The sequence below is a fragment of the Stenotrophomonas africana genome (assembly GCF_013004645.1).
Classification (GTDB): Bacteria; Pseudomonadota; Gammaproteobacteria; order Xanthomonadales; family Xanthomonadaceae; genus Stenotrophomonas; species Stenotrophomonas africana.
Genome location: NZ_JABEME010000024.1, coordinates 14,616 through 28,616 on the forward strand (window position 1 = coordinate 14,616; position 14,001 = coordinate 28,616).

General features: G+C 66.0%; 12 protein-coding genes. 8 read left to right on the plus strand and 4 right to left on the minus strand.

Features of this window, described 5'->3' with window-relative positions; all coding sequences use genetic code 11:
* Window positions 1–99 precede the first annotated feature (99 nt).
* From yajC to fabV, 4 genes are all read left to right on the plus strand, one after another.
* Complete coding sequence (gene yajC, locus HLA98_RS20775) at window positions 100–444, plus strand: preprotein translocase subunit YajC (protein ID WP_005409257.1); 345 nt, start codon at window positions 100–102, stop codon at window positions 442–444.
* 61 nt (window positions 445–505) lie between these two features.
* Window positions 506–2,362, plus strand: coding sequence for a protein translocase subunit SecD (gene secD / locus HLA98_RS20780; protein ID WP_049445752.1), 1,857 nt, complete (start codon window positions 506–508; stop codon window positions 2,360–2,362).
* A 15-nt stretch (window positions 2,363–2,377) separates the two neighbouring features.
* Window positions 2,378–3,358 (plus strand): protein translocase subunit SecF, encoded by a 981-nt coding sequence (gene secF, locus HLA98_RS20785; protein WP_049445754.1) that lies wholly within the window; start codon window positions 2,378–2,380, stop codon window positions 3,356–3,358.
* Between the two features lie 691 nt (window positions 3,359–4,049).
* Window positions 4,050–5,309: an enoyl-ACP reductase FabV gene (gene fabV, locus HLA98_RS20790; RefSeq protein WP_049447613.1), complete on the plus strand. Its 1,260-nt coding sequence runs from the start codon at window positions 4,050–4,052 to the stop codon at window positions 5,307–5,309.
* A gap of 113 nt (window positions 5,310–5,422) precedes the next feature.
* Here the strand turns inward: fabV and HLA98_RS20795 are convergent, their stop codons facing one another.
* The 3 genes from HLA98_RS20795 to HLA98_RS20805 all read right to left on the minus strand — a co-directional run bounded on the left by HLA98_RS20795 (window position 5,423) and on the right by HLA98_RS20805 (window position 9,313).
* Window positions 5,423–7,492 carry an EAL domain-containing response regulator gene (locus tag HLA98_RS20795; protein WP_057500526.1) on the minus strand — a complete coding sequence of 690 codons (2,070 nt, stop codon included), beginning with the start codon at window positions 7,490–7,492 and terminating at the stop codon, window positions 5,423–5,425.
* 91 nt (window positions 7,493–7,583) lie between these two features.
* Complete coding sequence (locus HLA98_RS20800) at window positions 7,584–8,768, minus strand: BaiN/RdsA family NAD(P)/FAD-dependent oxidoreductase (protein WP_057500525.1); 1,185 nt, start codon at window positions 8,766–8,768, stop codon at window positions 7,584–7,586.
* A complete protein-coding gene (locus tag HLA98_RS20805; protein WP_049447615.1) occupies window positions 8,765–9,313 on the minus strand; it encodes a YaeQ family protein in 549 nt (182 codons plus the stop codon). The genes HLA98_RS20800 and HLA98_RS20805 overlap by 4 nt, the downstream gene beginning before the upstream one ends.
* 124 nt (window positions 9,314–9,437) lie before the next feature.
* Here HLA98_RS20805 and HLA98_RS20810 point away from each other — a divergent pair, with 124 nt between their 5' ends.
* Window positions 9,438–10,316, plus strand: coding sequence for a pseudouridine synthase (locus HLA98_RS20810; RefSeq protein ID WP_057500524.1), 879 nt, complete (start codon window positions 9,438–9,440; stop codon window positions 10,314–10,316).
* Window positions 10,317–10,322: 6 nt separating this feature from the next.
* On the opposite strand, the gene HLA98_RS20815 is transcribed toward HLA98_RS20810, so the two are convergent.
* Window positions 10,323–10,811, minus strand: a complete 489-nt coding sequence (locus tag HLA98_RS20815) for a YaiI/YqxD family protein (protein WP_010484520.1) — start codon at window positions 10,809–10,811, stop codon at window positions 10,323–10,325.
* Window positions 10,812–11,112: 301 nt separating this feature from the next.
* On the opposite strand from HLA98_RS20815, the gene HLA98_RS20820 reads away from it, so the two are divergent.
* The 3 genes from HLA98_RS20820 (at window position 11,113) to HLA98_RS20830 (ending at window position 13,794) form a co-directional block, all read left to right on the plus strand.
* On the plus strand, window positions 11,113–11,322 hold the full coding sequence (locus HLA98_RS20820) for a cold-shock protein (RefSeq protein ID WP_004153307.1): 210 nt from the start codon (window positions 11,113–11,115) through the stop codon (window positions 11,320–11,322).
* 184 nt (window positions 11,323–11,506) lie between these two features.
* Window positions 11,507–12,196, plus strand: coding sequence for a glutathione S-transferase family protein (locus HLA98_RS20825; protein WP_057500523.1), 690 nt, complete (start codon window positions 11,507–11,509; stop codon window positions 12,194–12,196).
* 32 nt (window positions 12,197–12,228) lie between these two features.
* Window positions 12,229–13,794 (plus strand): protein adenylyltransferase SelO, encoded by a 1,566-nt coding sequence (locus HLA98_RS20830; RefSeq protein WP_057500522.1) that lies wholly within the window; start codon window positions 12,229–12,231, stop codon window positions 13,792–13,794.
* Window positions 13,795–14,001: the final 207 nt, after the last annotated feature.

Sequence of the window (14,001 nt, forward strand, 5' to 3'; positions counted from 1 at the left end):
CGCCCGGGGCCGTGGCATACTTCAAGGCTGACCCAGATCCGCGGTCGACACCTCGTGCCCGTGAAACGGCCGAAGCGCCGCCCAACCAAAGGACCAACGATGAACCTGCTTGCCTTCCTGATTCCCGCCGCCCACGCCCAGGCCGCCGGCGGCCAACCGCAGGGCATGGGCCTGACCACGCTGCTGTTCCCGGTCATCCTGATCGCCATCATGTACTTCCTGATGATCCGCCCGCAGATGAAGCGGCAGAAGGAGCACAAGGCCATGCTGGAGAAGATCAAGCGTGGCGATGAAGTGCTGACCAACGGCGGCATCGCCGGCATCGTCACCGACATCGGCGACAACTTCATCACCATTGAAGTGGCTGACAACGTGCGCATCCGCGTGCAGAAGGGCGCTGTCGGCAACGTGCTGCCGGCCGGTACCCTGAAGTCGGCCCAGTAAGCCACTCCCTTTCCGATGCACAACCGCGGCGCCGGGGATGGCGCCGCGCGGGACCCAAGCAATGCTCGAATTTCCACGCTGGAAGTACGTCGTCATCCTGATCGTACTGGCGCTCAGTGCGCTGTACGCGCTGCCCAACATCTACCAGAAGGACCCGGCCCTCCAGATCACCGCCAACCGTGGCGGGCAGATCGACGATGCGCTGCGCGACCGTGTGCTGGCCGACCTGAAGACGGCCGGTGTCACCCCCGTCGGTGTCGAGAAGGAAGGGGAAAGCCTGATTGTCCGCCTGCCGGACCTGAAGGCGCAGTCCGCTGCCAGCGACGCCCTGCGTGACACCGTCGGCGAGAAGTACACCGTGGCCCTGAACCTGGCCTCGACCGTGCCGGACTGGCTGGCAAAACTCGGTGGCCGCCCGATGGTGCTGGGCCTGGACCTGCAGGGCGGCGTGCACTTCGTGCTGCAGGTCGACCAGAAGGCGGCTCTGGACAAGCGTCTGGACGCCTATACCGAAGACGTGCGCAGCACCCTGCGTGACGCGCGTATTCCTTACCAGTCGGTGGAACGCCGTGCTGACAACAGCATCGTGGCCAACCTGAGCCCGTCGGCGGGTGACGATGCCGCGCAGCGTGCCCGCGCCGCGCTGGTCAAGGCGCAGCCGACCCTTGGCTACGACGTCAGCGGCAACCGCATCACGGTTACCGTGCCGGACGCGGAGATCGCACAGATCGCCAACGGTGCCATCGAGCAGAACATCAACACCCTGCGCAACCGTGTGAACCAGCTGGGTGTGGCCGAGCCGATCATCCAGCGCCAGGGTGCCGACCGCGTGGTCGTGCAGCTGCCGGGCGTGCAGGACACCGCCGAAGCCAAGCGCATGATCGGCGCCACCGCTACCCTGGAGTACCGTGCGGTGGTTGAAGGCAACGCGCAGGATGCCATCGCCGCCGGCCGCATCCCGCCGGAAGCGAAGGTCTACCAGCAGCGTGACGGCCGCGGCCCGATCCTGCTGAACAAGCGCGTGATCGTCACCGGTGACCAGATGGTCGGCGCGCAGGCCGTGACTGATTCGAACAGCGGCTCCCCGGCGGTCAGCGTGACGCTGAACAATGTCGGTGGCCAGCGCATGTTCGACTTCACCAGCGCCAACGTGAACAAGCCGATGGCGGTGGTCTACACCGAACGCGTGCCGACCGTGACCGTCGTCGACGGCCAGGAAGTGCGTGGCTTCAAGGTCAACGAGGAAGTGATCTCGGTGGCCAACATCAACGGCGTGTTCGGCAAGAACTTCCAGACCACCGGTCTGCAGAAGAAGGAAGCCGAGGACCTGGCCAAGCTGCTGAAGTCCGGCTCGCTGGCCGCGCCGATGGACTTCGTCGAAGAGCGCGTGGTCGGCCCGAGCCTGGGTGCCGAGAACGTCAAGAACGGCATGCGCGCGGTGGTGTTCGCCTTCCTGTTCACCCTGGTGTTCTTCAGCGTCTACTACCGCATGTTCGGCGTGATCACCTCGATCGCGATGCTGTTCAACCTGTTGATCGTGGTGGCGGTGATGTCGCTGTTCGGCGCGACCATGACCCTGCCGGGCTTCGCTGGTCTGGCGTTGTCGGTCGGCCTGTCGGTGGACGCCAACGTGCTGATCAACGAGCGTATCCGTGAAGAGCTGCGTGCCGGCGTGCCGGGCAAGACCGCGATCGTGACCGGTTACGAGCGTGCTTCCGGCACCATCCTCGACGCCAACCTGACCGGCCTGATCGTCGGTGTGGCGCTGTTCGCATTCGGTACCGGTCCGCTGAAGGGCTTCGCGCTGACCATGATCATCGGTATTTTCGCCTCCATGTTCACCGCGATCACCGTATCGCGTGCGCTGGCGACGCTGATCTACGGCCGCCGCAAGAAGCTCCAGAACGTGGCCATCTGACGGGACGACACGCACATGAAACTGTTTCCGCTGCACATCCTCCCGAACGACACCAAGATCGACTTCATGCGCTGGCGCCATGTCGCGATGGTCGTCACGGTCATCGTGTTCCTGGCCTCGGTCGCCATCATCGGCATCAAGGGCTTCAACTACGCGCTGGACTTCACCGGCGGCACTCTGATCGAAGCCCGCTTCGACAAGGCCGTGGACGTCGAGCAGGTCCGTACCAAGCTTGAGGAAAGTGGCTTCGACGGTGCCCAGGTGCAGAGTGTCGGTGGCAACACCGATCTGCTGATCCGCCTGGCCCCGCACGGTGAGCACGCTGCCGGTACCGGCGACGCCGCGCACGAAGACAAGGCCACCGCCGCGGCCGTGGTGAAGGCCCTGTCCACCGCCGACAACCAGGCCACCGTGCTCCGCAACGAGTTCGTGGGTCCGCAGATCGGCAAGGACCTGGCGATGAATGGCCTGTACGCCACCATCTTCATGCTGGCCGGCTTCCTGATCTACATCGCGGTGCGCTTCGAATGGAAGTTCGCGGTCACCGCCAGCATCGTGGCGATGTTCGACCTGATCGTGACGGTGGCTTACGTGTCCCTGCTGGGCCGTGAGTTCGACCTGACCGTGCTGGCCGGCCTGCTGTCGGTGATGGGTTTTGCGATCAACGATCTGATCGTGGTCTTCGACCGTGTCCGCGAGAACTTCCGCAGCCTGCGCGTGGACTCGATGGAAGTGCTGAACCGTTCGATCAACCAGACGCTGTCGCGTACGGTGATCACTGCGGTGATGTTCTTCCTGTCGGCGCTGGCCCTGTACATGTACGGCGGCAGCTCGATGGAAGGCCTGGCCGAGACGCACATGATCGGTGCGGTGATCGTGGTGCTCTCCTCGATCCTGGTGGCGGTGCCGATGCTGACGATCGGTTTCCTGCGCGTCAGCAAGCAGGACCTGCTGCCGAAGGCGAAGGACGTCGAGGCCCTGGCCCGTCGCCCGTAAGCGTTCGCGCTGCACGCAACACGCAGAGAACCCCGCGCAAGCGGGGTTTTTTGTTGGCAGGGCTTGCAGCCCTGCACCTGCAGAGGCAACAGCAACAGCAACAGCGGGCACTCCGTGGATTGGTGGGGCGGTGTCGGAGTGCGGGGGCGCCGCAAGTACGTCCCTGCAGGCTTGGCAGCCGCATCCATGCGGCTGACACCCCGCACTCCGACACCGCCCCACCTCTGACAGACACCTGTGGCTGTCGGTAGGTGTCGACCTTGGTCGACACTTCTGTGAGATATCGATAATCAAACTCGGATCAGATTTACTGTGTCGACCAAGGTCGACACCCACCAGAGCAGAATGCCGTTCCGACAGCTCGCGGCCAACTGTCGAAGGCGGGGTGGGTCCGGTTGAGGGGGCGTGAGCCGCATGGATGCGGCGACCGAGCTTACATGGACGTACTTGCAGCGTCCCCCGCAACCGGATCCACCCCGCCGACCCGCAGGAAACCAGCTTTTGCTGTTGCTTCGGCACTGGCTTTTAGCGGGTGCAGGGCGCAGCCCTGCAAAGAGAAACCCCACCCTACGCCAGCGTCGGTTGTGCAATCTTCCCCCGCGCACTACGATCCTGCGGTTCGCGCGCGCAGGCGCGCACCCGTATTCCTGCTGAGCGCCCCGCGCGCCGCATCTGCCAACCCGAGGTATCCATGGTCATCAAACCGCGCGTCCGCGGCTTCATCTGCGTCACCACCCACCCGACCGGCTGCGAAGCCGCAGTCAAGCAGCAGATCGACTACATCCGCGCGCGCCCGCCAATCCAGAACGGCCCCAAGCGCGTGCTGGTGATCGGCGCCTCGACCGGCTACGGCCTGGCTGCGCGCATCACCGCTGCCTTCGGCAGTGGCGCCGCCACCCTGGGCATCTTCTTCGAACGCCCGGGCAGCGAAACCAAGCCGGGCACGGCGGGGTGGTACAACTCGGCCGCGTTCCACAAGTACGCCGACGAAGCCGGCCTGTACGCCAAGAGCATCAACGGTGACGCCTTCTCCGATGAAGTGAAGGCCAGGACCATCGAGATGATCAAGGCCGATCTCGGTCAGGTCGATCAGGTCGTCTACAGCCTGGCCGCGCCGCGCCGCAAGCACCCGAAGACCGGTGAAATCATCAGCTCCACGCTGAAGCCGATCGGCGAGCCGATCACGCTGCGTGGCCTGGATACCGACAAGGAAGTGCTGACCGAGACCCATCTGCAGCCGGCTACCCCGGAAGAGATCGCCGGTACCGTCGCAGTGATGGGCGGCGAGGACTGGCAGATGTGGATCGACGCGCTGGCCGACGCCGGCGTGCTGGCCAACGGCTGCACCACCACCGCCTTCACCTATGTGGGCGAAGAGATCACCCAGGCGATCTACTGGAACGGCTCGATCGGCGCCGCCAAGAAGGACCTGGACACCAAGGTGCTGGGCCTGCGCGAGAAGCTGGCCAAGATCGGCGGCGATGCGCGCGTGTCGGTGCTGAAGGCCGTGGTCACCCAGGCCAGCTCGGCCATTCCGACCATGCCGCTGTACCTGTCGCTGCTGTTCAAGGTGATGAAGGAGAAGGGCACGCACGAAGGCTGCATCGAGCAGCTCGACGTGCTGTACGACATTCTCTACGGCGGCAAGGCCGACGGCGTGGCGATCGATCGCCTGCGCCACGACCTGGTCGATGGCGATGGCCACACCGTTGCGCTGGTCGATGACGAAGGCCGCCTGCGTGCCGATTACAAGGAAATGGCTGCGGACGTGCAGGGCAAGGTGGTTGCGCTGTGGCCGCAGGTGACCAACGAAAACCTCTACGAGATCAGCGATCTGGCCGGCTACAAGGCCGACTTCCTGCGCCTGTTCGGTTTCGGCGTGGAGGGCGTTGACTACGAAGCCGACGTCAATCCGGACGTGAAGATCGAAAATCTGGTCGACATGACCTGATCAATGAATGGCCGGCGAAAGCCGGCCTTTTCGCTTGTGTAGAGCCGAGCCATGCTCGGCTGCGCTTCGCTTGAGTCCGGCAGCCGAGCATGGCTCGGCTCTACAGGTAGGGATCAACCGAACTCGAAGCCCATCTCCGGCAGCGCCGGGCCAACGAAGTCGCCCTGCACGTAGTCCACGCCGGCACTGAACAGCAGGGTCATCGAATTGGCGTCGCTGACGAACTCGGCGATGGTGCGGATGCCGGCTCCCTGCGCGCGCGCGGTGATCTGGCTGATGCGGTCGATGTTCTCGCGGGTGGCCGCCAGATCGCTGGTGAAACCGCGGTCCAGCTTCAGGAACTGCGGCTGGAAGTGGGCCAGCAGCTGGAACGAGTCCAGCCCCGAACCGAACTGCTCCAGGCCGATGCGGCAGCCCAGGGGCGCCACTTCGGCCAGGAACTGCTGCGCACTGCGCAGGTGGGTGAACACTTTCGCTTCCGGCGCATGCAGCCACAGCCGTTCGCCGGGCACGCCTTGTGCCTGCAGCTCGCGTCGCAGCGTGGCGATCATCTGCGGGTCGTCGAACGATTCCGGCGTCACCTTCACCAGCATCTGCGTGGCATGGCCTTCGCGTGCACGTTGGCCCAGCACTGCGATGGCCTGTGACACCACCCAGCGGTTGATGTCGGCCAGCAGGCCGTGTTCCTCTGCGATGCCGAGGAACGCAGTCGGGCTCAGCAGCTCGCCGTTGTGCTCAAGGCGCAGGTAGGCCTCATACAGCTCCAGCGACTCGCCCTGCAGGTTCAGCACCGGCTGGTAGTGCAGCTGGAAGCCATCACCGGCCAGCGCTTCACGGATACGGGCGACCCAGCGCAGCACGCGCTCTTCCTCCACGCGGTCGGCGGCGGCCGGGTCGAAGATGCGGCAGGTGTTGCCCAGTTCGGCGGCGGCCTGCGTGCATTCGCTGGCGCGTGCCAGCACCTGGCCAATGCTGGCGATCTTCTCGCCCACCTGCACGCCACCGATGCTGACCGTTACTGTGGCCGAACGCGCGCCGATGCTGAAGACGTGTGCGGCGTAGGCTTCGCGGATGCGCTCGGCCAGTGCCACGGTCTGCGCGTAGGGCCCGGCCTGCAGCACGGCAAAATTGTGTTCGCCAAAGCGGGCCAGCTGCGCGTCCTCGCCAACCACCTCGGCCAGCAGGCCGGCGAGGGCGCCGATCAGGGTGTCGGCCGACGCCAGGCCGATGTCCGGCAGCAGGCGCGCGTAGTGGTCCGGCTCGATCAGCAGCAGGCCGAACTGGCCCTCGCTGCGCCCGGCCTGCGCCACCGCGCTCTCCAGCTGAAGCATGAAGGTCGGGCGATTGAGCAGGCCGGTGACCTGGTCGCGCTGGCGCAGGTCCTCGACCTCGCGCGCCAGCTCCGGATCGAACTCCATGCGGCGGCGGAGCACCACCTGCAGGCAGGATTCGCCCTCGTAGGTGGCGGCGGTGAATTCCATCGTCGCCGGGAACGCGCTGCCATCCTCGTGACGGGCATCAAGCTGGTACTGCGGCGGCGGCGCCTCGCCACGGCTGAGGCCCTTCAGCAGCTGCTTGAAGCCTTCCACATGCTGGGCGGCGACCATGTCCAGCAGCGAGATGCCTTCGATGTCGTCGAAATGCTCGTAACCAAACATTTCCAGATAGGCATCGTTGGCGCGGATGTGCATGCCTTCATGCACGTAGGCGATGGGGTCGCGCGAGGAGGCGATCAGGGCATCGCAGCGGCGCTCGGTCTCGCGCATCTGTGCCTCGATGCGGCGCAGGCCACGACGTGCCTGCAGGTCCACCCACTGGTCACGGACCACAGCGAGCAGGTGCTCGGAACGCTGGCGCAGGGCGAGGGCACGGATACCGTGGCTGCTGGCCTGCACCAGTTCGTCTTCGTCGATGCGCTCGGCCAGCAGTACCAACGGAATGTCCTTGCCGCTGGCAGCAATATGCTGGGCCACCAGTGGCAGCGGAATGCCCTGGGAGGGCGAAGCCAGCACCAGGTCGATGGCCTGGCTGGCCAGCACCTGGGCCAGCTCGGCTGCATCCTGCGGACGCCACGGGCGTACCGCGATGCCGCTGTTGCGCAGGGTGCTGACGATGGCCTCGGCATTTTCGCCGCTGTCATCGACGATCAGCAGGCGGATGGTGATGTCGTTCGCGTTCTGCATGCACTGCTCCCCAATCTGCAAATCTAGATACACGATGCGCGCCGAACCGTCCATGCGCGCACCCCTTGCACGCATCGAACGGCGATGTGGTTCACACCACGCCACCGGCCGCGTGGCCGCTGGCCCAGGCCCACTGGAAGTTGTAGCCACCCAGCCAGCCGGTCACATCCAGCACCTCGCCAACGAAATGCAGGCCGGGCACGCGCTTGGATTCCATCGTCGAAGACGAGACGTCGGCGGTGTCCACGCCGCCCAGGGTGACCTCAGCGGTACGGTAGCCTTCGGTGCCGCTGGCCACCAGCGGGAACGCGCCCAGCAGCTGTCCGGCCTGGCGCAGCACGGGCTCGTCCAGCTGCCGGACGGGCCGGTCCGGCAGCCAGTGTTCGCACAGCCGCTGTGCCAGCCGCTTCGGCAGTACCTCGCCCAGCACCGTGCGCAGCTCGGCGGCGGGTCGTTCGCGCTTCATCTGGCGCAGCCACTCGCCGGCATCCTGGCCGGGCAGCAGGTCCAGCTCCAGCGCGTCGCCGGGTTGCCAGAACGAGGAGATCTGCAGGATCGCCGGGCCACTCACGCCGCGATGGGTCAGCAGCATGAAGTTCTGGAAGCTCTTTCCGTTGCAGCGCGCCTCGATGGGGAGAGCGACGCCGCTGAGATCGGCCAGCCGTTCCTGGTGCTTGCCGCTGAGCGTCAGTGGCACCAGGCCTGCGCGGGTCGGCAGCACCTGGTGGCCGAACTGTCGGGCCACCTCATAACCGAAGCCGGTAGCACCCATGCTGGGAATGGACAGGCCGCCGGTGGCAACCACCAGCGAGGCGCAATGGAACAGGCCATGGGTGGTGTGCACACGGAAGCCATCGCTGCCGTGCTCGATGCGCTGCACGCTGCAGTCGGTACGGACCTGCACGCCTGCCGCCTGGCATTCGTCCACCAGCATCTTCACGATCTGCTTGGACGAGACATCACAGAACAGCTGGCCCAGCTCTTTTTCGTGATACGCGATGCCGTGCTTGTGCACCAGCTCGATGAAGTGCCAGGGCGTGTAGCGCGCCAGCGCCGACTTGCAGAAGTGCGGGTTGGCCGACAGGAAGTTGGCCGGGGTGGTGCCGGTGTTGGTGAAGTTGCAACGGCCACCGCCGGACATCAGGATCTTCTTGCCGACCTTGTTGGCATGGTCGATCACCTGCACCTGGCGGCCGCGCTGGCCAGCCGTGATCGCGGTCATCAGCCCGGCCGCGCCGGCGCCGATGACCACTACATCGCAACGGATCGTGCTCATGCCTTGGCGCGCTTGCGCCAGTTCGGGATCACGTCGAGCTGGATCTGGTCGTTGAGCAGCTGCACTTCACCGTCCTGGATCAACACGCTCCAACGCATGGCGCGCTGGATCTGCTGGCCCCACAGTTCGACGAAGGCACCGTCGAGGTCGACCACCGAAAGGTTGTCGAAGCGCGCCAGGCCCTTGCTCTGCTTGCTCCACCAGATGTCCGAGGCGTTGCCGCCGTAGTTGATCACCTGCACCTGGCGGCTGCGGTTGCTGGCTTTGCGGATGCGCGATTCGTCCGGATGGCCCAGGTCGATCCACTGCAGGATGTCGCCGGTGTAGTCGTGTTCCCACAGATCCGGCTCGTCATCGGTGCTCAGGCCGCGGCCGAATTCGAGGCGATCGCTGGCATTGAGGGCGAAGGCGAGCAGGCGCACCATCAGGCGATCGTCGGTCTCGGACGGGTGCTGGGCCAGGGTCAGGTTGTGGGTCACGTAGTAGCCGCGATCCATGTCGCTGATCTGCAGTTCGGCCTTGCGGATGGTGGCGGTGAGAGCCATGGGGGGTCCGTGGACTAAAGACGACAATGATAGAGGTTTGCTCCAGGGGTGTCCGTTGCCGGTCTGTCTGCGCAGCGTCAACGGTGGCACTCTTGCGCTCTTTCCCGTGGCCAGAGTGGACGCCATGACCTTGCCCAGCCGCCTGCAGCTGCCGCCCGGCCACTGGCCCAGCCTGCTCGATGGCCTGTGCGTGCGTTTCCCGCGCATCGACCGCGCGCAATGGCAGGACCGTTTCGCCCGAGGCCGTGTACAGGATGCGTGGGGCAGGGCGCTGGCGCCGGACATGCCTTGGCAGGTGGGGCTGGAAATCCAGTACTTCCGCGAAGTGGCCGACGAGCCGGTGATTCCCTTCGCCGAGACCATCCTGCATCTGGATGCGCACCTGCTGTTGGCCGACAAGCCGCACTTCCTGCCAGTGACGCCGGCCGGTGGCTATGTACGCGAAACCCTGCTGGCGCGCCTGGTCGCACGTACCGGAAACACCGAACTGGCGCCGTTGCACCGCTTGGACCGGCTGACCGCCGGCCTGGTGCTGTTCTCGACCCAGGCAGCCACGCGTGATGCCTATCAGCGGCTGTTCCGCGAGCGGCGCATCGAGAAGACCTATGAGGCGCTGGCACCGGCGCTACCCGGGCTGGAGTTTCCGCTGCAGCGCGACAGCCGCCTGGTGTCGGGGGAGCCGTTCTTCCGCATGGCCGAAGTGCCGGGCGAGCCCAATGCGCGCAGCCGGATCGAGCTGATCGAGGACGAAGGGCCGGTCTGGCGCTACCGGCTGCGGCCGGAAACCGGCCGCAAGCACCAGCTGCGCGTGCATATGGCGATGCTGGGCGCACCCATCGAGGGCGATGACCTGTATCCGCAGTTGAGGCCGCGCCGGGATGACACGTTCGAGTCGCCCCTGCAGCTGCTGGCGCAGGGGCTGGCCTTCGATGACCCATTGAGCGGGGAGCCACGGCGGTTCAGCAGCCAGCGGCGCCTGTGCCTGCCCGGCCAGAGCGGGTAGGGCCGTTCAGCGAACCGGGCGTCGGGCCAGCCAGCGATCCAGCTCGGCGGCGAACAGCTGCCGGTCGCGCGGGCCCAGCGGCGGAGGGCCCCCGGTCTGCACTCCGGCGCCGCGCAGCTCTTCCATGAAATTGCGCATCGACAGCCGCTCGGCCATGTTGTTCGGGGTGTACAGCTGGCCGCGCGGGTTCAGAGCCACGGCCTTCTTCTCCAGCACCAGCGCGGCCAGTGGGATGTCCTGGGTGACGACCAGGTCTCCGGCGGCGACCCGCTCGACGATGGCGCTGTCGGCCACGTCCAGGCCCTGGGGCACCTGGATCGAGCGCAGCCAGCGTGAGGGCGGGGTCCGGATCCACTGGTTGGCGACCAGGGTCAGCTCGATGCCAACGCGTTCAGCGGCACGGAACAGGATGTCGCGAATGACGGTGGGGCAGGCGTCCGCGTCCACCCAGATGCGGGGGAGGGCGGGTTCAGCTTGGGTTTCAGCTTCAGTCATTTACCCAGTGTAGGGTAGGAAAATCCTGAATGGGGACTCGGGGTTAGCCTCGATCGGCTGCCAGCCCTTGTCACGTCTAGCGGGCGGGGCAAGCCCATGAACGTCCGGGCTATCGCTTTTTGCAGAAAACACGCGTATCGTTCGTCCCACTGTGTTTGCTAGGGTCACCGTGAATCGTGGCCTGGTGCAGTTGATCTCACGATCCGCTCATCGATCCGCTTTACCAACGCCTGCAACTCAGTCTCGGCCCCGATACCCGGTGGCTGCGATTTTTTCAACATGTGTTTCAGGAGTTAGTCAAATGTCTGATCGTCAGACCGGCACCGTCAAGTGGTTCAACGACGCCAAGGGCTTCGGCTTCATCACCCCGGAAAGCGGCCCGGACCTGTTTGTGCACTTCCGTGCCATCCAGGGCACCGGCTTCAAGACCCTGCAGGAAGGCCAGAAGGTTACCTTCATCGCCGTCCAGGGTCAGAAGGGTATGCAGGCTGACCAGGTGCAGGCGGTCTAATCCGTCTGCTACCGTTTGGTAGCCAGAACGCCGGAAGCGAAAGCTTCCGGCGTTTTTTATTGCCCGCTGCTTTGTAGAGTCGAGCTTGCTCGACTGTCTCTGGAAATCAGTCGAGCAAGCTCGACTCTACAAGCGGCATGCACTCTGCGCGGTAGGATGAAATTCCTCCCCAAGGATCATCCCCATGCGCATCGTCCATCACCTGGAAAACTCCCGTTCCCTGCGCGTGCTGTGGATGCTGGAGGAGCTGGGGCTGGACTACGAACTGCGCCGTTATCCGCGTGATCCGAAGACGCTGCTGGCGCCGCCGGAACTGCGCAACGTGCATCCGCTGGGCAAGTCGCCGGTACTGCAGGATGGCGAACTGGTACTGGCCGAGTCCGGCGCGATCCTCGACTACCTCGCGGACCGCTACGACACGCAGCGCCAGCTGTCGCCGTCGCCGATGCCGGCCGATGGTGCCGAGCGCATCGCCTACCGCTATTGGCTGCACTACGCCGAAGGCTCGGCGATGCCGCCGCTGCTGCTGACCCTGGTGATGGGCCGCATCCGCAACGCGCCGATGCCGTTCTTCGCGCGCCCGATCGCGCGCAGCATCGCCGACAAGGCCGAACGTGGCTTCATCGGCCCACAGCGGCGCCTGCACCTGGACTGGATGGAGCGGCGCCTGGCCGAAAGCCCATGGTTCGCCGGCGAGCGCTTCAGTGCGGCCGACATCCAGATGAGCTTCCCGATCCAGGCTGCCGCCGCGCGCGGCGGTGGCCTCGACGACAAGCCGGCACTGCGAGGCTTTCTCAAGCGCATCAGCGAGCGGCCGGCCTATCAGCGTGCCGAGGCCCACGGCGGCCACCTGCAGGCGCTCAGCGGCAATTGAGGCGGGCGGCCGTCGCCCCCATCTTCAGCACCATGGATACCGACAGCCCCCGTTTCGACAACCGCCTGCTGCAGACCCTGCCGGGCGACCCCGAATCCGGCCCGCGCCGGCGCGAAGTGCTGGGCGCGGCCTGGTCGCCGGTGATGCCGACCCCGGTGACGGCGCCCACGCTGCTGGCCTGGGCACCGGACGTCGCCGCGATGCTTGGTTTCGATACCGCTGAGGTCGAGAGCGAAGGCTTCGCGCAGGTGTTTGGCGGCAATGCACTGTACGCCGGCATGCAGCCATGGGCCGCCAACTACGGCGGCCATCAGTTTGGCCATTGGGCTGGCCAGCTCGGCGATGGCCGTGCGATCTCGCTGGGTGAACTGATCGCGCCGGATGGCCGCCACTGGGAGCTGCAGCTGAAGGGGGCCGGCCCCACGCCTTATTCCCGCGGCGCCGATGGGCGCGCAGTGCTGCGCTCATCCATCCGTGAATTCCTCTGCAGCGAGGCCATGCACCACCTGGGCGTGCCGACCACGCGCGCATTGTCGCTGGTGGGTACCGGCGACGACGTGGTGCGCGACATGTTCTACGATGGCCATCCGCGTGCAGAACCCGGCGCCATCGTATGCCGGGTGTCGCCGTCGTTCCTGCGCTTTGGTTCCTTCGAACTGCCGGCGTCGCGCGGGGAAACCGCCCTGCTGCAGCAGCTGGTCGATGCCTGCATCGCGCGTGATTTCCCTGGACTGCAAGGGCGGGGCGAGGCGCTGTACGGCGACTGGTTCGCGCAGATCGCGGTGCGCACCGCCGAGATGATCGCGCACTGGATGCGCGTCGGCTTCGTGCATGGCGTGATGAATACCGACAACCTGTCCGTGCTCGGCCTCACGCTCGACTACGGTCCCTACGGCTGGGTCGAGGATTTCGATCCGGACTGGACGCCGAACACCACCGACGCGCAGGGTCGCCGCTACCGCTTCGGTACCCAGCCGCAGGTCGCGTACTGGAACCTGAGCCGGTTGGCGCAGGCACTGTCGCCGCTGTTCGCCGATGTCGCACCGCTGCAGGCCGGTCTGGCGGCTTACCAGTCCACCTTCGCGGCCTGCACGCGCCGCGACGCCGCAGCCAAGCTCGGCCTGGCCGCGGCCGACGATGACGACCTGCAGCTCTACCTGCGCTGGCAGCAGCTGATGCAGGACGGCGGCATGGACATGACCCTGGCCTGGCGCGCGCTGATGCGGATCGATCCGGTGGCGCCCGATGCGGGCGTGCTGGACGCGGTGTACTACGACGAGGCGCGCCAGCAGGCGGTGCAGGCACCGTTGCAGCAGTGGCTGCAGGACTACGCGGCGCGCCTGCGCAGCGATCCGCTGTCGGCCAGCGAACGCCTGGCGAAGATGGCAGCGGCCAACCCGCTGTACGTGCTGCGCAACTGGCTGGCACAGGAGGCGATCGACCGCGCCGAACAGGGCGACCTCGGCGGTATTCATGCGTTGCAGGACGTACTGCGCGATCCATATACCGAGCGTGCCGGCCTGGAACGCTTCGCCGGCAAGCGCCCGGCGTGGGCCGACAACCGCGCCGGCTGCTCGATGCTGTCCTGCAGTTCCTGAGGGTGGGTTTCGGCAGGGCTGCGCCCTGCACCTGCAGAGGCCACCGCGCAAGCAAAGGCCATAGCCAAAGCCAAAGCCAAAGCCAATGCGGCTCTGGATTGTTGATGGTCTGGCGGGGCGGTGTGGGGCTGCAGGACACGCCGTAAACCCGTCCATGGGGGCTCGATGGCGCCATCCATGGCGCCAACGGTCCTGCAGCCCCACACC

Bases quoted from the DNA above. Each gene is read 5' to 3' on its own strand.
- HLA98_RS20795 (WP_057500526.1), bottom strand. From the start codon at position 7,492: ATGCAGAACGCGAACGACATCACCATCCGCCTGCTGATCGTCGATGAC.
- secF (WP_049445754.1), top strand. From the start codon at position 2,378: ATGAAACTGTTTCCGCTGCACATCCTCCCGAACGACACCAAGATCGAC.
- HLA98_RS20820 (WP_004153307.1), top strand. From the start codon at position 11,113: ATGTCTGATCGTCAGACCGGCACCGTCAAGTGGTTCAACGACGCCAAG.
- HLA98_RS20800 (WP_057500525.1), bottom strand. From the start codon at position 8,768: ATGAGCACGATCCGTTGCGATGTAGTGGTCATCGGCGCCGGCGCGGCC.
- HLA98_RS20830 (WP_057500522.1), top strand. From the start codon at position 12,229: ATGGATACCGACAGCCCCCGTTTCGACAACCGCCTGCTGCAGACCCTG.
- yajC (WP_005409257.1), top strand. From the start codon at position 100: ATGAACCTGCTTGCCTTCCTGATTCCCGCCGCCCACGCCCAGGCCGCC.
- secD (WP_049445752.1), top strand. From the start codon at position 506: ATGCTCGAATTTCCACGCTGGAAGTACGTCGTCATCCTGATCGTACTG.
- fabV (WP_049447613.1), top strand. From the start codon at position 4,050: ATGGTCATCAAACCGCGCGTCCGCGGCTTCATCTGCGTCACCACCCAC.
- HLA98_RS20825 (WP_057500523.1), top strand. From the start codon at position 11,507: ATGCGCATCGTCCATCACCTGGAAAACTCCCGTTCCCTGCGCGTGCTG.
- HLA98_RS20815 (WP_010484520.1), bottom strand. From the start codon at position 10,811: ATGACTGAAGCTGAAACCCAAGCTGAACCCGCCCTCCCCCGCATCTGG.
- HLA98_RS20810 (WP_057500524.1), top strand. From the start codon at position 9,438: ATGACCTTGCCCAGCCGCCTGCAGCTGCCGCCCGGCCACTGGCCCAGC.
- HLA98_RS20805 (WP_049447615.1), bottom strand. From the start codon at position 9,313: ATGGCTCTCACCGCCACCATCCGCAAGGCCGAACTGCAGATCAGCGAC.